The sequence below is a fragment of the Chitinophaga pendula genome (assembly GCF_020386615.1).
Taxonomy (GTDB): domain Bacteria; phylum Bacteroidota; class Bacteroidia; order Chitinophagales; family Chitinophagaceae; genus Chitinophaga; species Chitinophaga pendula.
This window is the reverse complement of the sequence record NZ_CP077769.1, coordinates 5,288,754-5,302,161: the sequence shown is the minus strand read 5'-3', so window position 1 is coordinate 5,302,161 and position 13,408 is coordinate 5,288,754. Positions and strand designations below refer to the sequence as shown.

Genomic DNA, 13,408 nt, shown 5'->3' with positions numbered 1-13,408 from the left:
TCTTTTTTTGATTACCGCTGTTGGTATTGTTCCGTATAGTATTGCTGATAGGTACCACTGGTCACATGTTCCAGCCACTCTTCGTTAGCCAGGTACCAGTCTACTGTTTTTTCCAGTCCTTCCTCAAATTGCAGGGAAGGTTCCCAGCCGAGTTCCTTATTCAGTTTGGTAGCATCGATCGCATATCGTTGATCGTGGCCTGCGCGGTCTTTCACGAAGGTGATCAGCTGTGCGGAGGTACCGGCTTCCCTGCCGAGTTTTTTATCCATAATACTGCAAAGCAGTTGGATGAGGTCGATGTTTTTCCACTCATTGAAGCCGCCGATATTGTATTTACCGCCAGGTTGTCCTTGATGGAAGATGGTATCGATCGCACGGGCATGGTCTTCTACGAAGAGCCAGTCGCGTACGTTCTCTCCTGTACCATATACGGGTACTGGTTTACTGTTTTTGATATTGTGGATAGCTAAAGGGATCAGCTTTTCCGGGAAGTGGTGGGAGCCGTAGTTATTGGAGCAGTTGGACATGATCACCGGCAGGTGATAGGTGTGATGGTATGCCATCACGAAGTGGTCCGAACTGGCTTTGGAGGCTGAATAGGGGGAGCGGGGATCGTAGGAGGTATCTTCTGTAAAGAAACCTTCTTCGCCCAGCGAGCCGTATACTTCATCGGTGGATACATGATAGAACAGTTTGCCATTCATATCATCTTTCCAGCATTTGCGGGCGGCGTTTAGCAGTACGGCGGTACCCAGGACGTTAGTACGAATGAATGCCAGAGGGTCCATGATAGAGCGATCTACATGGCTTTCAGCGGCCAGGTGGATAACGCCATTGAAACCATGGGTTTCGAACAGGTCATTTATGAATGCTTCATCGGTAATGTCTCCTTTGATGAAGGTGTAGTTTTTACTATCGCGGATGTCGGCAAGATTTTCCAGGTTGCCGGCATAGGTCAGCGCGTCCAGGTTGAATATCTGGTAGTCCGGATATTTATTCACAAAGAGCCTTACTACATGAGAACCAATAAATCCAGCGCCCCCTGTTATTAAGATCTTACGCATGTACGTGAGTGTTGGTTATAATTTAAAAATCAGTGATGGAACAAATGATAATATGGGCATCACGTCGTTAATGCTGACGCACATAAGCCGTATGTTCACATTCATTATTAAGGTAGCAGTTATTACGGAACCAGCGATGTATCGGCGAAGCCTACGCCTTGCGGTTTTCTGCCCACAATGGGGGCAGAAAAAAGACATTACCAAGGCTAAAATCAGGAACCTGGAGAGCAGGTAATGTCTTATCCGATATATTGTGTAGCAATTCCTGATTTCAGAGGCACAATATAGTCGCTGTAACTGCTGTGCACTTGCAGCTTTATGGCATCAAAAATAAGGAATTGCTAATAATATTATCTATGCAATGCCTGCTTAAAGTATTCGTAAGTGATCTTTAATCCATCTTTCCTATTGACTTTTGGTTCCCAGCCGAGTATTTCCTTTGCTTTGGTGATATCCGGTTTTCTTTGTTTCGGATCGTCTTTAGGCAGCGGATGGTATACTATTTTCTGTTGAGTACCTGTGAGGGCGATGATCTCTTCGGCAAATTCGTTGAGGGTGATTTCTGCCGGGTTGCCGATATTGACCGGCAGGTGATAATCGCTGTGTAGCAGGCGGTAGATACCTTCTACGAGGTCGTCTACATAACAGAAGGAGCGTGTCTGGGAGCCGTCGCCGAATACGGTAAGGTCCTGGCCGGTGAGTGCCTGGCTCATGAAAGCGGGCAAGGCACGTCCGTCGTCGAGGCGCATGCGGGGGCCGTAGGTATTGAAAATACGGATGATACGGGTATCTACGCCATGAAAGTTGTGATAGGCCATGGTGATAGATTCCATAAATCGTTTGGCCTCGTCGTAAACGCCTCTGGGTCCTACGGGGTTTACGTTACCCCAGTATTCTTCCGGTTGCGGGTGTATAGTGGGATCACCATATACTTCGGAGGTGGAGGCTACCAGTATGCGGGCTTTTTTCTCTTTAGCCAGACCGAGCAGGTTATGTGTACCCAGGGAGCCGACTTTCAATGTCTGGATAGGCATTTTCAGGTAGTCGATCGGGCTGGCAGGAGAAGCAAAATGCAGTATATAGTCTATCTTACCCGGTACGTGTACGAACTTGGTGACATCGTGATGATAGTACTCAAATTCGGGGAGCGGGAAGAGGTGTTCGATATTTTTGATATTACCGGTAAGCAGGTTATCCATTCCTACGACGAGGTACCCTTCTTTGATAAAGCGGTCGCACAGGTGAGAACCCAGGAAGCCGGCAGCACCGGTGATCAGTATACGTTTTTTTTCCATGTTCAGGAGCAGGTTTATGGTTTAACAGCGATACGGCCTACGCTTTCGTAGTAGAAGCCCAGTTCCTGCATACGTTGTACGTCGAACAGGTTGCGGCCGTCGAAGATCATTTTGTGTTTCAGGGTGCCGGAGATTTTTTCGAAATCCGGTGTTCTGAATACACTCCATTCCGTTGCGATGATCAGCGCATCTGCATTGTCCAGGCAGGTGTACTGATTATCTGCATATTGTACTTTATCGCCGATTTGTTTTTTGACATGTTCCATCGCTTCCGGATCAAAAACGGTCACGGTAGCGCCTTCATTAACGAGGGCGTCGATGATATATAATGCGGGAGCTTCGCGGATATCGTCGGTGTTGGGTTTGAACGACAGTCCCCAGAGTGCGAAATGTTTTCCGCTGAGGTCATTGAAAGCCGCTTTTATTTTAGGCAGCAGGAAGAGTTTTTGTTTTTCGTTGACATCCATTACTGCGTTGAGGATCTTGAATTCGTAGGCTACTTCGTTGGAAGACTGTACGAGGGCTTGTACGTCTTTGGGGAAGCAGCTGCCACCGTATCCGATACCGGGAAACAGGAATCGTTTGCCAATGCGGTCGTCGCTGCCGATACCTCTGCGCACCATATCTACGTCGGCACCCAGTTTTTCACACAGGATGGCGATCTCGTTCATGAAGGAGATTTTGGTAGCGAGGAAGGAATTGGCGGCGTATTTGGTCAGCTCTGCCGATTTCTCGTCCATGAAGAGGACGGGGTTACCCTGGCGTACGAAAGGACCATAGAGATCGCCCATGATCTTACGGGCTTTCTCGGAGTTAGTACCGATCACTACGCGGTCCGGCTTCATGAAATCATCTACAGCTACGCCTTCCCGGAGGAATTCGGGGTTGGATACTACATCAAATTCGTGTTGGGCATTGGCTGCGATGGCGGTATGTACTTTTTCGGCGGTGCCTACGGGTACGGTGCTTTTATCTACGATCACTTTGTAACCGTTCAGTAATTTTCCCAGATCGTCTGCTACTTTCAATACGAAGGAGAGATCTGCGGAGCCATCGGCGCCGGGAGGGGTGGGGAGGGCGAGGAATACTACCTGCGCGTCTCTGATACCCTCTTCCAGGTTAGTAGTAAAATGAAGGCGACCTTCTTTGAGGTTGCGTTCAAATAATTTTTCCAGTCCCGGCTCATAGATCGTAATCTGGCCGGCAGACAGTTTGTTAACTTTGTTTACATCAATGTCCACGCAGGTGACATCATTGCCTGTTTCTGCAAAACAGGTACCGGTAACGAGACCTACGTAACCAGTACCAACGACTGCAATCTTCATGTGAGATTAGTTTAAAAACGATTTAACTGACTTGATTATGTATGCTAATTGATCCTGATCCATTTCGGTGTGTATCGGTAAGGATATCACTTTGGTGGTCAGTGAGTCAGTCACAGGAAGGTTAAAATCAGCGCCGCCGAAACTGGCAAACATTTTCTGGCGATGACCAGGTACCGGATAATAGATCATAGACGGTACCTGTTGCTGCTGCAGGTATTGTTGCAGCTCATTACGGTCTGCGCCGTTAAGCTGCAGCGTGTATTGATGGAAAACGTGGTGGCTGTAAGGAGCACGATAGGGAGTAGTGATATGTGGAATACCGGCGAATCCGGTGTCATAGGCGTCGGCTACTGCACGACGGGCCGCGATATATTCGTCCAGCAGCTGCAGTTTGGTACTTAATACCACCGCCTGCAGGGTGTCGAGACGGGAATTCACGCCGACTACGTCATGATAATAGCGGGCTGATTGTCCATGGTTGGCTACCATTCTTAATTTGGCAGCGATAGCGTCATCATCGGTAAAGATAGCGCCGCCATCTCCAAAGCAACCCAGGTTTTTGGAAGGGAAAAATGATGTGCATCCGATATGGCCGATGGTACCTGATTTTTTCACGGTACCATCTTTAAAGGTGTAATTGCCGCCAATTGCCTGTGCATTATCTTCTATTACGTACAGGCCATGTTTATTGGCGACTTCCATCAAGGGTTCCATATCTGATGTATGGCCGTACAAATGTACGGGGACAATGGCTTTGGTCTTGGGGGTAATGGCCTTTTCTATTTGTGCTACGTCGATACAATAGGTTTGCGGGTCAACGTCTACAAATACGGGTTTTAATTTCAGGAGGGCCATTACTTCCGCGGTAGCGATAAAGCTGAATGAAGGGGTGATCACTTCATCGCCCGGTTGAAGGTCGAGGGCCATCATAGCGATCTGAAGGGCATCTGTGCCGTTGGCACAGGGGATCACATGTTTGCTGCCCAGGTATGTTTGTAATTCTTGTGCAAATTGTTGTACAGGCGCCCCGTTTATGAAAGCCGCACTTTCCAGTACTCCCTGCATTGCAGTATCCACCTGCGATTTGATCTTAGCATATTGGCGTTTCAGATCCACCATTTGAATAGGCACCATGTATAAGAAGAATTTTTATTTTGTTTTAAAGTGTGCAAATTTACAAATTTTGACGTTGGGGAGGGATTATCTTTGTGAAACATATAAATTTCAGTACAAATACGTTTGGGCATGATGGCAACGTGGGTTTATAGTGCCGGCATTGGCTTATACCGGGTGGGCGTCTGGATAGCGGCAGTGTTGGGAAAGGAGAAGGCCCGGTTATGGTTAGCGGGGCGCAGGAGTTGGGAGCAGCGGTTGGGGCAGGCGATAAGTGCCGGCGACCGGGTAGTATGGGTACATGCCGCCTCGCTGGGAGAATTTGAGCAGGGCAGGCCGGTGTTGGAAGCTATCCGGCAGCAATATCCCTCCTATAAGATATTACTTACTTTTTTTTCTCCTTCGGGATATGAGGTCCGCAAGGACTATAAGGGGGCGGATTATACCTGTTATCTGCCACTGGATACGCCGGCGAATGCCCGGCATTTCCTGGCGATAGCGCGGCCACAGCTGGCTATTTTCATCAAATATGAATTCTGGTACCATTTCCTGACCGCTTTATACCGGCAGCAGGTACCCACTTTGCTGGTATCGGGTGTATTCCGGCCTGGGCAGGTCTTTTTCCGAGGGTATGGGGGGATGTTCCGGCGGTTGTTACGGCAGCTGACGCACATTTTTGTGCAAAACAATGCTTCGCTGGCTTGTCTGCAACCACTTGGGCTATCCCAGGTATCGGTGGCGGGAGATACCCGGTTCGACCGGGTATGGGCTTTACGGGAGGAAGCGCAGGTATTGCCATTGGTTGCTGGCTATTGTGGAGACAGGAAGACACTGATTGCCGGCAGTACCTGGGAGGCAGATGAGGTGTTATTGTCGCGGTGGTGGAGCCGGCAGCAGGATGATCTGCAGCTGGTCATTGCACCGCATGAGATACAGGAAAGTCATATTCAGGCGCTATTGCAGCTGTTCCCGGACGCGGTGCGCTATACGGCCTTGAAGGCGGGGGCTGTCGTGGCGCCCGGCAAGGTATTAATAATAGATAATGTAGGTATGCTGGCGGCGATGTACCGCTATGCGCATATTGCCTATGTGGGAGGTGGATTTGGTAAGGAGGGTATCCATAATATCCTGGAGCCGGCGGCTTATGGCAAGCCGGTGTTGTTCGGGCCTATCTACGATAAGTTTCCCGAGGCGGAGGAATTGTTACAATTGGGGGGGGCTTTGGTCGTGCAAGATATGGACGACCTGTTACGGCATACGAAACATTTGCTGCACAGCGATAACACGTACCGGTTTGTGAGCGGCGTTGCGGCACAGTACGTAGCGGACCACCAGGGGGCTACGGGCCGGGTATTAGATTATATTCAGGAGAAACGTTTTTTGACCAGGGAATAGAAGTGATGTACGGCGGGCATATCTTCCTGCCAGCCCTGTCGTATCTTCAGCTCTCTTTCGATCCAGTATTCGGCTTCCTGCAGGGATTGACATTCGTTGATCGTTTTAATAGACCGTTCGTACACATCTACATCTCCGCGGAACAGTTCCTGGATGAACAGGAATTTGTCGTTGATACCGATGGCCTGACGCAGGTCTTTGACGGGGGCGTCAGCGAAGCGGGCACCCAGTTCCTGGCGGCTTTGCCGGAGTTTGTCATTGAGGGAGAGGTTGGTTTGGGCGGCCAGTTCGTGTAGTTCTTTGCGTAAGTTGGTATCGGTAGCCGGTACGGGTTCGGGCGCTGGTGGCGGCGTAACCGTAACGGGGATGGGTTGTTTGGTTTCGTATACAGGCGTAGTCGCCGGCGGTGGCGTGACGGTGGTGGCCGGGTGGTAACCTACTACCGGCGCGGGGCGTTGCGGTTCGACGGGGCGAGGTTCGGGAGCTGGAGCCGGTTCCGGCGGTGTAACGATCACCTGTGGTGTCTCTACGATGGGCGGTGCCGGTTGGTGTTGGTGAACGGTGGCCGCAGTTTCGACGGTAATGCTGGCAGTAGATACGGGGGTATCCACATGAGTGGCACCGTTGGTCGTATGTGCGGTATTGTTGCCATTATGGTGTGCAATGGCCGTGTCTGCTATAGGATGCCCAGGCATGATCACGGCAATATGTCGTTGCTGTTGGGCTTGTTGCTGCTGCAGGGTTCGTGCTTGCAGGATCTCCGCTTGCAGCAATTGTGTATAATAAGACAGGCTTTGCAGATCAGCGCCCGTATTTTTTAATTCCTGTAATTTGTCGATGATTGCATTTATCTTTTCCATAGCTACTGAATAATTTGAAGCAAAACGCCATCTACACTAACGCTATGTGGAGAAATTTATTTATTTGCATAAAGTTATGATATTTTAAACAATTGCTAATCAAAATACTATAATATGTTTATTGAACCTTCTCTTGCAGGGGGACGGCGGGGCTGGATAGAGGTCATTTGCGGGTCTATGTTCTCCGGTAAAACAGAAGAGCTGATACGCCGGCTGAAGCGCGCCAGAATTGCAAATCTGAAAGTCGAGATATTTAAACCAGGGATTGATACCCGGTATGATGAGCAGAATATAGTATCGCACGACGAAAATAAAATATTGTCTACGCCGCTGGAGAATTCACAGCAGATATTATTGCTGGCCCAGGATGTGGATGTGATCGGGATAGACGAAGCGCAGTTTTTTGATGGGGAGTTGCCATATGTGTGTGACCAGCTGGCTTTGAGGGGTATCCGGGTGATCATAGCCGGGCTGGATATGGATTACCAGGGGCGTCCGTTTGGGCAGATGCCTTATCTGCTTGCCAAGGCGGATTATATTACCAAGTTACACGCGATCTGCGTACAGTGTGGGAATATTGCGAACTATTCTTACCGGAAGACGGCTCAGGCCGGCCAGGTGGTACTGGGGGAGAAGGATATTTACGAACCCAGGTGCCGTCATTGTTACTATCAACCCTCGTGATCAGATATTCTACTAACTATCAATTGATTATAGCAGTGTTGTATAAGCATCCTATAAGTGTTGTATAAGCGTTCTATACTCATTCTATAGCGGTTGTATATCCAAGGTATACCCGTTGTATATTGTTTATATAAGGTTGGATAGGCTTTGCTTATACAAATGATATACGAATGTTATAGGAATGATACAGGAATATTATAGCCAGGTACAGGAAAGGTGACTTTGGTAGATAAGTATAAAAAAGACAGGCGGTCTTGGGAGAGGCCGCCTGTCTTTTTTTATATGGGTAGAGGAGCGTTTGATCAGCTCTGTTTGATCTTGAAGGTAAATTTCTTCTGGGTGAGGTAGCTGAAGCACACTACCAGGAAGGTGGTGAATATCTTACCTACTGTTGGGTAGAAGTGGAGTTGATCTACGAACAGTTTGAGGAAGATATAGTTCAGCAATATGCAGATGCCTACCAGGATGAAGTATCGTACGAGTTGCACGCGTCCTCTCAGGTTTGAATCGGGGAAGACGATGAATTTGCTGAGCAGGAATCCGGAAGGGAAGGTAACTGCCATGGCCATGAAGAGGGCAGCGATATGGGGGCTGAGGGTGATGAAACCCAGCGACACCATCTGTTTTTGCAGGATGAAGTTATAGCTGATAAAATAGAGGATGATGTCCAGCAAGGTATTGCTGCCCCCGCAAGCCAGGTAGCGAAAGGTTTGCAAGGGCATGAGCTTTGCAAACGGCTGGTAGAAGAAGTCAATAATTTGCAGTATAAATCTCCGCATTCTCTCTGAAATAAAATGTCCGCAAAGTTAGCAGAATTTGCTGCTTTTTGGTCCCGGCGGACATTATCTTAACATTTTTCTTGCTTTTTTCCAGGCGGAGGGGTCGGCGGAAGCGGCTGTGGTGACTTGTGCCTGCTGCTGGCTTTGTTGTTGCCAGAGGTGGGCGGCCAGTATGGCGGCGGCGCGTGCGGCCTGTTCATCGGGGGCCACCAGTGATTGTGGGGTGAAGTATTTACCGATGAAGTTGGTATCGAACTGGCCGGAGATAAAGGCAGGATGTTGCAGGGCCCAGGTTCCGAAGGAGAGGGTGGTGCGGATGCCTTTGATCTGGTATTCGTCGATGGCGCGGATGAGTCTTTCGCGGGCTTCTTCGCGGGTGGCGCCCCAGGCGATCAGTTTGGCGATCATGGGATCGTAGTAGATGGGGATATCCATGCCTTGTTCGTAGCCATCGTCGACGCGGACGCCGTATCCTTGCGGGCGGATATAGGTCTGCAGGGAGCCGGTATCCGGGAGGAAGTTGTTGGTAGGATCTTCGGCGCAGATGCGTAGTTCGATGGCATGGCCATTGATCTGCAGGGATTGCTGGGAGAAGGAGAGCAGTTCGCCACGTGCGATGCGGATCTGTTCTTTGACCAGGTCGAGGCCGGTGATCATTTCTGTGACGGGGTGTTCTACCTGGAGGCGGGTGTTCATTTCCAGGAAATAGAATTGGAGTTGTTCGTCTACCAGGAATTCGACGGTACCGGCGCCGTAGTAGTTACAGGCGCGTACGACGTCGAGGGCGCGTTGTCCCATGGCATCGCGGATAGCTGGTGTGAGGCAGGAGGAGGGTGCTTCTTCGACCAGTTTCTGGTGGCGGCGCTGGATGGAGCATTCGCGTTCGAAGAGGTAGACGGCATTGCCGAATTTGTCGGCGAGTACTTGTATTTCGATGTGGCGGGGTGCGCCTACATATTTTTCGATGAATACGGCATCATCGCCGAAGGCGTTCATGGCTTCGCTTTTGGCCATACGGATCTGTTCTTCCAGTTCGGAGGCTTCGTTGACGATGCGCATGCCTTTACCGCCGCCGCCTGCGGAGGCTTTGATAAGGATGGGGAATCCGGTCCTTTTCACTACTTCCTGTGCTTCTTCGAGGCTGCGCAGGGGTGTTTCGGTACCGGGTACCATGGGTACGCCGAATTTTTGAGCGGCTTGTTTGGCGGCCAGTTTGCTACCCATCATTTCGATGGCGGCGGGGGAGGGGCCGATGAAGGTGATACCGGCATCTTCTACTGCCTGTGCGAAGCGGGCATTTTCGCTCAGGAATCCGTATCCGGGGTGGATAGCGTCGGCGCCGGTCTGCTTGGCTACGGCAATGATCTTATCGCCCAGCAGGTAAGACTGGTTGGAAGGGGCGGGGCCTATACATACAGCCTCGTCGGCATACTGTACGAAAGGCATGGTACGGTCTGCTTCGGAGTATACGGCCACGGTGGCTATTCCCATTTCACGCGCGGAGCGCATTACTCTCAGGGCGATCTCGCCCCTGTTGGCTACCAGAATTTTTTTCATCCTAACGAAATGATTTAATCCAGCTAATATATGAAAAGTTGCACAGGCGGATGTGTGGTAAGCAGAAAAAGGCAGGGGGAGGGAATTGGAATGGGGGGATGAAAGGTTATCTTTGCAGCCTCGATGATCAAACAAACACTTGCGCTGGTAAAGAAGGATCTGCTGCTGGAGATGCGGCAGAAGTATGCATTTTACGGGATACTGCTGTATATCGTATCCACGGTATTTGTCATCAATATGATGATGGAGAAGCCGGAGGAGAAGACCTGGAATGCGATGTTCTGGGTGATACAATTATTTGTATCGGTGAATGCGATTGCGAAAAGTTTTATGCAGGAGAGCCGGGGGCGGTTGTTATATTTTTATTCGTTGGTGCATCCGCGGAGTTTTGTGGCGGCGAAGCTGATCTATAATGTGCTGTTGATGTCGCTGATGAGTGTGTTGGCATTAATATGCTGTATGGTGTTCCTGGGGAATCCGATCATTAATATTGCTTATTTCTTTGGGGTGGTGATATTGGGCGGGGTGAGCCTTTCCTTGTTGTTTACGATGCTAGCGGCGATTGCTGCGCAGGCCAACCAGAATGCGGCATTGATGGCGATCATGGGGTTTCCGTTGATTATGCCGGTATTGATGTTGCTGGCCAATGTGGCACGGTCTGCCTTTGTGTCGGTGTACCAACCGGGGTTAGCGAAGATGTTCCTGTTATTAGGGGGAATGGATGTGTTGGTGGTGGCATTGGCGATGATCCTGTTCCCGTTCTTGTGGAAAGACTGAGCCGGTCGTTCTTAAATATCAAACGAAACTTGCTGTTCCATAAAGGATTTTCAATGATAAGTGAGCATTTTGAATAAAGTAAAAATCCCTAAAAATCTTTGTGATTAGTGATAAAACGTGTAGGTTTGCCCCCAATATAGCTGCATGAAAATGGCAAAACATTGGTGGAAAATATTGGCGGTATTATTGCTTTTTTATGTTATTACGGCCGGATTTTGGGTGAAGGTACCAGCCATTGAGAATAATGAACAGACGACCCGCAATTTGTTCTTCCATGTACCGATGTGGATCAGTATGTATACGCTTTTCGGCATATCTGTGGTCTATTCCTTATTATTTCTTTCTAAATATGATCTGAAGCGTGATATTGTGGCGAGCAGTGCAGCCAATGTAGGTGTATTGTTCGGATTGATGGGTTTTGTGACGGGTTCTTTATGGGCCACCTATACCTGGGGCGGTACTATTACCAATGATCCCAAGCAGATTTCTACTGCTGTAGCGTTGCTGATCTACCTGGCCTATCTTGTACTGCGGATGTCTATTAATGATATCGACAAGCGTGCAAGGGTTTCGGCTATCTATAATGTTTTCGCCTTTGCCTTGCTGATCCCTTTAACGTACATTCTGCCTCGTATGGTGGACTCGCTGCATCCCGGCAGTGTATCCAGTCCGGGCTTTAAATCCAGTGATACGGATGGTACACTGATGCGTGTATTTTACCCGGCTATGCTGGCCTGGACCTTACTTGGGTTGTGGATATTCAACCTGAGAGTACGTTATAAAAAACTGGAGCTTAAAAACATTTTTAAATGATCAACAGAGCGTCTTACTTCTTATTAACGCTGGTATTTACTTTATGCTCATTGCTGGTGCAGGCGCAACAGCAGAATACGGAGACTGGCCCTGTGAACGAAATGTTCCGCAGTAATGGCAAGATCTATGTGGTAGTGGCAGTATTGCTTATCATCTTTATCGGTATTATTATCTACTTGGTACAATTGGACCGTAAGATCAGCAAGCTGGAGAAACGCAGTCAACACTGATAGAAAAACTCAAAATAAGTATATCCAAAACAATTATTTATGTCGCAAGAACAGCATTATAGCTTCTTTCAGAGTGTTGAAAGAAGTTTTGATAAAGCAGCACAGTTCACAAAATGGGAGAAAGGTATCCTGGAGCAGATCAAAGCTTGTAACTCGGTATACCGTATAAAGTTTCCAGTAAGAGTAGGTGAAAATATTGAAGTGATCGAGGCTTACCGTGTACAGCACTCTCATCATAAGTTGCCATGTAAAGGTGGTATCCGCTTTAGCGATGAAGTGAACCAGGACGAAGTGATGGCGCTGGCTGCCTTGATGACTTATAAGTGTGCGATCGTAAACGTACCTTTCGGCGGCGCCAAAGGTGGAATCAAAATCAATCCCCGTCAGTATACTCCATTTCAATTAGAAGCTATCACCCGTCGTTATACTGCGGAGCTGGTAAAGAAAAACTTTATCGGACCTGGTGTAGACGTTCCAGCTCCTGACTATGGTACCGGTGAGAGAGAGATGAGCTGGATACTGGATACCTACATGAGCCTTCGTCCCGGAGAAGTAGATGGTCTGGGTTGTGTAACCGGAAAACCTGTATCTCAGGGTGGTGTGCGTGGCCGTACCGAAGCTACTGGTCTGGGTGTGTTCTATGGTCTGCGCGAGCTTTGCAATATTAAGGAAGATATGGCCAGGCTGGGTCTGGAACCAGGTCTGGAAGGCAAACGTGTAATCGTACAGGGTATGGGTAACGTAGGTTACCATGCTGCCAAATACTTCCATGAAGCAGGTGCTAAAGTAGTATGTCTGATCGAGTGGGATGGCGCTATCTACAACGAGAACGGTATGGACCCTATCGCTGTATTCCAGCACAAAAAAGAAACCGGTTCTATCGTTAACTTCCCTGGTGCGGTGAACCTGGCTAAAAATACGGACGGCCTGGAGCAGGAGTGCGATATCCTGATCCCTGCTGCCCTGGAGAATGTAATCGACAAAGACAACGCACCCCGTATCAAAGCCAAGATCATCGGTGAAGCGGCTAACGGTCCGTTGACGCCTGAAGCGGATGAGATCCTGGCTCAGAAAGGAGTGATCGTAGTACCTGATATGTTCCTGAATGCCGGCGGTGTGACCGTGTCCTACTTCGAGTGGCTGAAGAACCTGAGCCACGTGCGTTATGGCCGTCTGGGCAAACGCTTTGACGAAAACATGAACCTGCACATCCTGAGCGTGATCGAAGACCTGACCGGTCGTAAAGTATCTGAGCAGGAGCGTCGTTTCATCGGTCACGGTGCGGATGAGGTGGATCTGGTATATTCCGGTCTGGAAGAAACCATGCATGCTGCCCTGCACGAAGTGAGAGATGTGATGATGGCGAACAGCGAGATCAAAGATATGCGTACGGCTGCTTATGTGTGCGCGATCAACAAAGTAGGTGCTGCTTACGAGCAACTGGGTATCTTCCCTTGATCTGATCTTTGTAAAGATATCATACATATAGGAAAGCCGTGGAGATCATCCACGGCTT

Annotated in this window: 13 protein-coding genes; 6 read left to right on the top strand and 7 right to left on the bottom strand. The window is 49.1% G+C overall.

Annotated features, from left to right (window positions below):
• Positions 1 to 11: 11 nt before the first annotated feature.
• The 4 genes from rfbB to KTO58_RS19495 all read right to left on the bottom strand — a co-directional run bounded on the left by rfbB (position 12) and on the right by KTO58_RS19495 (position 4,818).
• Entirely contained in the window at positions 12 to 1,064 is a 1,053-nt protein-coding gene (rfbB, locus tag KTO58_RS19510; RefSeq protein WP_095837769.1) for a dTDP-glucose 4,6-dehydratase, read from the bottom strand.
• Positions 1,065 to 1,414: 350 nt separating this feature from the next.
• The gene (locus KTO58_RS19505) at positions 1,415 to 2,359 is read right to left on the bottom strand and encodes a UDP-glucuronic acid decarboxylase family protein (protein WP_095837771.1); all 945 of its coding nucleotides are present in this window, start codon (positions 2,357 to 2,359) and stop codon (positions 1,415 to 1,417) included.
• A 14-nt stretch (positions 2,360 to 2,373) separates the two neighbouring features.
• Positions 2,374 to 3,684 carry a UDP-glucose dehydrogenase family protein gene (locus KTO58_RS19500; protein WP_095837772.1) on the bottom strand — a complete coding sequence of 437 codons (1,311 nt, stop codon included), beginning with the start codon at positions 3,682 to 3,684 and terminating at the stop codon, positions 2,374 to 2,376.
• Positions 3,685 to 3,690: 6 nt separating this feature from the next.
• Positions 3,691 to 4,818 carry a DegT/DnrJ/EryC1/StrS family aminotransferase gene (locus KTO58_RS19495; protein ID WP_095837773.1) on the bottom strand — a complete coding sequence of 376 codons (1,128 nt, stop codon included), beginning with the start codon at positions 4,816 to 4,818 and terminating at the stop codon, positions 3,691 to 3,693.
• A 111-nt stretch (positions 4,819 to 4,929) separates the two neighbouring features.
• Here KTO58_RS19495 and KTO58_RS19490 point away from each other — a divergent pair, with 111 nt between their 5' ends.
• On the top strand, positions 4,930 to 6,192 hold the full coding sequence (locus KTO58_RS19490) for a 3-deoxy-D-manno-octulosonic acid transferase (RefSeq protein ID WP_095837774.1): 1,263 nt from the start codon (positions 4,930 to 4,932) through the stop codon (positions 6,190 to 6,192).
• On the opposite strand, the gene KTO58_RS19485 is transcribed toward KTO58_RS19490, so the two are convergent.
• Positions 6,162 to 7,052, bottom strand: coding sequence for a DUF8457 domain-containing protein (locus tag KTO58_RS19485; RefSeq protein ID WP_095837775.1), 891 nt, complete (start codon positions 7,050 to 7,052; stop codon positions 6,162 to 6,164). The two genes, KTO58_RS19490 and KTO58_RS19485, sit on opposite strands and share 31 nt — an antisense overlap.
• 114 nt (positions 7,053 to 7,166) lie before the next feature.
• Here KTO58_RS19485 and KTO58_RS19480 point away from each other — a divergent pair, with 114 nt between their 5' ends.
• On the top strand, positions 7,167 to 7,736 hold the full coding sequence (locus KTO58_RS19480; protein ID WP_095837776.1) for a thymidine kinase: 570 nt from the start codon (positions 7,167 to 7,169) through the stop codon (positions 7,734 to 7,736).
• Positions 7,737 to 8,038: 302 nt separating this feature from the next.
• On the opposite strand, the gene KTO58_RS19475 is transcribed toward KTO58_RS19480, so the two are convergent.
• Both KTO58_RS19475 and accC read right to left on the bottom strand, forming a co-directional pair.
• Positions 8,039 to 8,515, bottom strand: a complete 477-nt coding sequence (locus tag KTO58_RS19475; RefSeq protein WP_095837777.1) for a GtrA family protein — start codon at positions 8,513 to 8,515, stop codon at positions 8,039 to 8,041.
• Between the two features lie 63 nt (positions 8,516 to 8,578).
• A complete protein-coding gene (gene accC, locus KTO58_RS19470) occupies positions 8,579 to 10,072 on the bottom strand; it encodes an acetyl-CoA carboxylase biotin carboxylase subunit (RefSeq protein ID WP_095837778.1) in 1,494 nt (497 codons plus the stop codon).
• 123 nt (positions 10,073 to 10,195) lie between these two features.
• On the opposite strand from accC, the gene KTO58_RS19465 reads away from it, so the two are divergent.
• The 4 genes from KTO58_RS19465 to KTO58_RS19450 all read left to right on the top strand — a co-directional run bounded on the left by KTO58_RS19465 (position 10,196) and on the right by KTO58_RS19450 (position 13,350).
• Positions 10,196 to 10,849 (top strand): heme exporter protein CcmB, encoded by a 654-nt coding sequence (locus KTO58_RS19465; RefSeq protein WP_095837779.1) that lies wholly within the window; start codon positions 10,196 to 10,198, stop codon positions 10,847 to 10,849.
• A gap of 144 nt (positions 10,850 to 10,993) precedes the next feature.
• The gene (gene ccsA, locus KTO58_RS19460) at positions 10,994 to 11,662 is read left to right on the top strand and encodes a cytochrome c biogenesis protein CcsA (RefSeq protein ID WP_225859834.1); all 669 of its coding nucleotides are present in this window, start codon (positions 10,994 to 10,996) and stop codon (positions 11,660 to 11,662) included.
• Positions 11,659 to 11,892 carry a CcmD family protein gene (locus tag KTO58_RS19455; RefSeq protein ID WP_095837781.1) on the top strand — a complete coding sequence of 78 codons (234 nt, stop codon included), beginning with the start codon at positions 11,659 to 11,661 and terminating at the stop codon, positions 11,890 to 11,892. The genes ccsA and KTO58_RS19455 overlap by 4 nt, the downstream gene beginning before the upstream one ends.
• Positions 11,893 to 11,931: 39 nt before the next feature.
• Positions 11,932 to 13,350 (top strand): Glu/Leu/Phe/Val family dehydrogenase, encoded by a 1,419-nt coding sequence (locus tag KTO58_RS19450; RefSeq protein WP_095837782.1) that lies wholly within the window; start codon positions 11,932 to 11,934, stop codon positions 13,348 to 13,350.
• Positions 13,351 to 13,408: the final 58 nt, after the last annotated feature.

Coding starts and splice junctions, on each gene's coding strand:
- rfbB (WP_095837769.1), bottom strand. CDS start 1,064: ATGCGTAAGATCTTAATAACAGGGGGCGCTGGATTTATTGGTTCTCAT.
- KTO58_RS19505 (WP_095837771.1), bottom strand. CDS start 2,359: ATGGAAAAAAAACGTATACTGATCACCGGTGCTGCCGGCTTCCTGGGT.
- KTO58_RS19500 (WP_095837772.1), bottom strand. CDS start 3,684: ATGAAGATTGCAGTCGTTGGTACTGGTTACGTAGGTCTCGTTACCGGT.
- KTO58_RS19495 (WP_095837773.1), bottom strand. CDS start 4,818: ATGGTGCCTATTCAAATGGTGGATCTGAAACGCCAATATGCTAAGATC.
- KTO58_RS19490 (WP_095837774.1), top strand. CDS start 4,930: ATGATGGCAACGTGGGTTTATAGTGCCGGCATTGGCTTATACCGGGTG.
- KTO58_RS19485 (WP_095837775.1), bottom strand. CDS start 7,052: ATGGAAAAGATAAATGCAATCATCGACAAATTACAGGAATTAAAAAAT.
- KTO58_RS19480 (WP_095837776.1), top strand. CDS start 7,167: ATGTTTATTGAACCTTCTCTTGCAGGGGGACGGCGGGGCTGGATAGAG.
- KTO58_RS19475 (WP_095837777.1), bottom strand. CDS start 8,515: ATGCGGAGATTTATACTGCAAATTATTGACTTCTTCTACCAGCCGTTT.
- accC (WP_095837778.1), bottom strand. CDS start 10,072: ATGAAAAAAATTCTGGTAGCCAACAGGGGCGAGATCGCCCTGAGAGTA.
- KTO58_RS19465 (WP_095837779.1), top strand. CDS start 10,196: ATGATCAAACAAACACTTGCGCTGGTAAAGAAGGATCTGCTGCTGGAG.
- ccsA (WP_225859834.1), top strand. CDS start 10,994: ATGAAAATGGCAAAACATTGGTGGAAAATATTGGCGGTATTATTGCTT.
- KTO58_RS19455 (WP_095837781.1), top strand. CDS start 11,659: ATGATCAACAGAGCGTCTTACTTCTTATTAACGCTGGTATTTACTTTA.
- KTO58_RS19450 (WP_095837782.1), top strand. CDS start 11,932: ATGTCGCAAGAACAGCATTATAGCTTCTTTCAGAGTGTTGAAAGAAGT.